Annotated in this window: 1 rRNA gene; it reads left to right on the top strand. The window is 50.2% G+C overall.

Annotation, left to right across the window (positions count from 1 at the left end):
* Positions 1-171 precede the first annotated feature (171 nt).
* A 23S ribosomal RNA gene (locus tag AC1DU9_RS29730) occupies positions 172-1,936 on the top strand; the annotation flags it as partial.

Raw genomic sequence — 1,936 nt, 5'->3', positions numbered from 1 at the left:
GACTAGTTCGTTCTTTAAAAATTTGGGTATGTGATAGAAAGATAGACTGAACGTTACTTTCACTGGTAACGGATCAGGCTAAGGTAAAATTTGTGAGTTCTCTTAGTTGAGAAATTCGAATTTTCGGCGAATGTCGTCTTCACAGTATAACCAGATTGCTTGGGGTTATATGGTCAAGTGAAGAAGCGCATACGGTGGATGCCTTGGCAGTCAGAGGCGATGAAAGACGTGGTAGCCTGCGAAAAGCTTCGGGGAGTCGGCAAACAGACTTTGATCCGGAGATGTCTGAATGGGGGAACCCAGCCATCATAAGATGGTTATCTTGTACTGAATACATAGGTGCAAGAGGCGAACCAGGGGAACTGAAACATCTAAGTACCCTGAGGAAAAGAAATCAACCGAGATTCCCTTAGTAGTGGCGAGCGAACGGGGACYAGCCCTTAAGTKGMTTTGAGATTAGCGGAACGCTCTGGAAAGTGCGGCCATAGTGGGTGATAGCCCTGTACGCGAAAATCTCTTRKYMATGAAATCGAGTAGGACGGAGCACGAGAAACTTTGTCTGAATATGGGGGGACCATCCTCCAAGGCTAAATACTACTGACTGACCGATAGTGAACTAGTACCGTGAGGGAAAGGCGAAAAGAACCCCGGAGAGGGGAGTGAAATAGATCCTGAAACCGTATGCGTACAAGCAGTGGGAGCCCACTTTGTTGGGTGACTGCGTACCTTTTGTATAATGGGTCAGCGACTTATTTTCAGTGGCGAGCTTAACCGAATAGGGGAGGCGTAGCGAAAGCGAGTCTTAATAGGGCGTCTAGTCGCTGGGAATAGACCCGAAACCGGGCGATCTATCCATGGGCAGGTTGAAGGTTAGGTAACACTGACTGGAGGACCGAACCGACTACCGTTGAAAAGTTAGCGGATGACCTGTGGATCGGAGTGAAAGGCTAATCAAGCTCGGAGATAGCTGGTTCTCCTCGAAAGCTATTTAGGTAGCGCCTCATGTATCACTGTAGGGGGTAGAGCACTGTTTCGGCTAGGGGGTCATCCCGACTTACCAAACCGATGCAAACTCCGAATACCTACAAGTGCCGAGCATGGGAGACACACGGCGGGTGCTAACGTCCGTCGTGAAAAGGGAAACAACCCAGACCGTCAGCTAAGGTCCCAAAGTTATGGTTAAGTGGGAAACGATGTGGGAAGGCTTAGACAGCTAGGAGGTTGGCTTAGAAGCAGCCACCCTTTAAAGAAAGCGTAATAGCTCACTAGTCGAGTCGGCCTGCGCGGAAGATGTAACGGGGCTCAAACCATACACCGAAGCTACGGGTATCACTTMGGTGATGCGGTAGAGGAGCGTTCTGTAAGCCTGTGAAGGTGAGTTGAGAAGCTTGCTGGAGGTATCAGAAGTGCGAATGCTGACATGAGTAACGACAATGGGTGTGAAAAACACCCACGCCGAAAGACCAAGGTTTCCTGCGCAACGTTAATCGACGCAGGGTTAGTCGGTCCCTAAGGCGAGGCTGAAAAGCGTAGTCGATGGAAAACAGGTTAATATTCCTGTACTTCTGGTTATTGCGATGGAGGGACGGAGAAGGCTAGGCCAGCTTGGCGTTGGTTGTCCAAGTTTAAGGTGGTAGGCTGRRATCTTAGGTAAATCCGGGATTCTAAGGCCGAGAGCTGATGACGAGTTACCCTTTGGGTGACGAAGTGGTTGATGCCATGCTTCCAAGAAAAGCTTCTAAGCTTCAGGTAACCAGGAACCGTACCCCAAACCGACACAGGTGGTTGGGTAGAGAATACCAAGGCGCTTGAGAGAACTCGGGTGAAGGAACTAGGCAAAATGGCACCGTAACTTCGGGAGAAGGTGCGCCGGTGAGGGTGAAGCATTTACTGCGTAAGCCCACGCCTGCGTAAGCCCACGCCGGTCGAAGATACC

This window comes from Pseudomonas sp. P4_C1 (assembly GCF_056402155.1).
The sequence above is the reverse complement of the archived record's forward strand: the minus strand, read 5'-3'. Positions and strand labels throughout refer to the sequence as shown.